3 protein-coding genes are annotated in these 2,050 nt (G+C 61.4%); 1 reads left to right on the top strand and 2 read right to left on the bottom strand.

From position 1 onward, the window contains the following. A partial coding sequence (locus AC1DY5_RS53180) for a hypothetical protein (RefSeq protein WP_478122276.1) occupies positions 1-435 on the top strand: 435 nt, incomplete at its 5' end. Positions 436-658: 223 nt separating this feature from the next. On the opposite strand, the gene AC1DY5_RS53175 is transcribed toward AC1DY5_RS53180, so the two are convergent. Continuing rightward, positions 659-838, bottom strand: coding sequence for a hypothetical protein (locus tag AC1DY5_RS53175; protein ID WP_478122275.1), 180 nt, complete (start codon positions 836-838; stop codon positions 659-661). A gap of 100 nt (positions 839-938) precedes the next feature. Further along, positions 939-2,050, bottom strand: a 1,112-nt coding sequence (locus AC1DY5_RS53170) for an eCIS core domain-containing protein (RefSeq protein WP_478122274.1), incomplete at its 5' end; no start/stop codon positions are given.

Here is a 2,050-nt window from a genome sequence, read left to right as displayed (position 1 = left end):
CGTTCGGTCTCCCCCTCCTCGAAGCCCAGCCAGGCAAGCACCTTCAGCGCCTCGCAGGCGGCGTCGATGACTCGGTTCTCGCGGGGGGGGGCCGGGACTGGGATAAACCGTCCGCAAGGTGGGCAGACCAATGGCGTGGTCCCTGATATCGTCCTCGCTCCACCTTCCGCTCAGCGACAGCACGTACAGAACCCAGATGCCGGGGGTCGCAGGCCCGCGCCGCCGCAGGTATGTGAAGAAGGACTGCCGCTCGACCCGTTGCTCTTGGACGACGGCGTCGACCTCGGCGCGATCTGCGTCGGTGACGGGCACGGTCTCGAGGGCCGCCGACAGAAAATTAACGGCGATGCGTTCAAGTGTCGAATCCATGACCCTCTCCGTCTGCGCGAACAATTGCTCGACGCCGAACAGCTTCAGGTCCGGGAGCGTACATGAATCAGGCTCCGGCGGCTCCACCATCCAGTGGACATGCGCTGGCTCGGTCGCGCAAGCGCCTGGTCTTGGTCAGGACGCCTCCTGCAAGAGTCCGGTCGGAATGGCGTCTTGAAGACCAGCGACTTCAGGGTCGATACAGGATCACCCGCACTTTCGCTCCAAACTCCATGATCTCGAAGGGCTTGGTGGCGAGAGCGGTTCAAACGATGGGGTGTGCAGACGCTCACTTGCGAGTTCTTGTTACGATTGGCCAATCTGCGGTCCCAGCGGTGTCCTGCCATTCGTTGACGATCTGGGTCTGCGCGTTGCCGTCCGTGTCGATGAACACGCGACCCTGCTGATACAGCACACCGGCGAGGTTCGGGTCGACCAGGCGCTGAAGCTGCGATAAATCTCCGTACATCGCTGTCTCGCCCCGGGCCGTTGCATCTTTATCCCCAGCCTTGGCCGGTCGTCTCGGACTCCGGCGCGGAGCGCTCAGCTTCGCCACTCTTCGCGGCCGTTCAGGGGCATTTGGTCTTCTCGCAAGGATTAGCGTTCCAGCTGGTGTTGCCTGTCGCCTTCCGGTGACAGCAAAGGTCATTCAGGACCGCACTGGCGTAGCTGACGCTCACAGTGGTTATGCCGATGCGAGTGTGATGATTGAGCGTGCGAATAGATGGCGCCGAGTCGACATGCACGCAGGCGTGGGACCCTGTGTCCAGTGCTCCTTCGTGGATGGCCTGAATACCCTTGAAGAAGATTGCATAGTTCATGGTGCCAGCGCCACTCTTCGAATAGCGCGCACCCTTTCCCTTGGCTGCCACCGGATCCGTCAGGTTGCCCAACCTGACGTTCTCGGAATCGGTGTAGCCCTTGCCCTCCAGCCTTTTCACTTTCGCAGACGTCACGCGGTCAGTCAATCCGATCCCGAGCATCGTCGACCCTCCGACGATTTTCAAGACGATGTCTGCGGGCACTGTGCTCGATTTGGAGCTGTACTTTGCCGTCAGCTTGCCCTCTGGCATGCGCGGCGGCAACTGTCCGGCCGATTTGGCATCTGCCGCGTGTCCCACATCGGCGACGGCCTTGTCGAAGTCGATGCTGATGCTCTCGATCCAAGGCTGCGACTTCGGGTCCTTCAGCGTCTCGTCGGCCCCTTCGAATGCAATGGTGTCCTTGCCCGGGCTGCGATACCGCTGCAGGTATCGGTGCGCGTGGCCATCACCATCGCGGGTCGAACTGCCCTGTTGCACGACGTGAGCAAGCTCGTGTGCAAGCAGGCGCCGTCCTAGACTTGTTTCGGGCGCGAACTGCCCTGTCCCAAAGGCGATGTGGTGCCCCACAGCATATGCGCGAGCGTCGACGTGCTCAGCCGATCGTTGTGCCAGAGTGTCTGAGTGCACTCGCACGTTGGCAAAATCCCACCCGAAGCGCGGCTCGAAAAATGCCCGCGTTTGAGCATCCAACGGTCTGCCCGGCTCGCGCAATGTGGCCTCGACTGTCTCTGGAGCCATCAAATTTTCAGCGGAAGTCGAGCGYGAAAGACCTGCGCTGCCCCTTGATAGAAGCTCTGACGATTCATCCCGCTGCTCGCACGCAGCGCACTTGCGTTGCAATTGAGGGGCTACCGAAG

The organism is Variovorax sp. P4_D9, assembly GCF_056401695.1.
The sequence above is the reverse complement of the archived record's forward strand: the minus strand, read 5'-3'. Positions and strand labels throughout refer to the sequence as shown.